Source organism: Pseudomonas sp. SIMBA_041, from assembly GCF_046535095.1.
GTDB lineage: Bacteria > Pseudomonadota > Gammaproteobacteria > Pseudomonadales > Pseudomonadaceae > Aquipseudomonas > Aquipseudomonas mucoides.
Genome location: NZ_JAWRXJ010001058.1, coordinates 1 through 228 on the forward strand (window position 1 = coordinate 1; position 228 = coordinate 228).

Here is a 228-nt window from a genome sequence, read left to right on the forward strand (position 1 = left end):
GCCCTGGATTTCCCGGCGGTGATGGGCTTCGCGATCCTGGTGTCGTTCATTTATGTGCTGCTGAACATGGCGATCGACCTGCTGTACCGGGTGATCGATCCGCGCATTGGCGAGGTAAGTTGAGATGTCCGCTCCCTTGAACATTCCCCTGCCACAACCCACCGCCCAGGCCAGCGGCTGGCGCACCCGCCTGGCCTACCTGGGCTACCGCGTGCGGCAAAGCCCGCT

Annotated in this window: 1 pseudogene; it reads left to right on the plus strand. The window is 63.6% G+C overall.

Annotated elements, in window-relative coordinates:
* Positions 1–123 (plus strand): annotated as a pseudogene (locus SB725_RS34355) (ABC transporter permease); the annotation flags it as partial.
* Positions 124–228 lie beyond the last annotated feature (105 nt).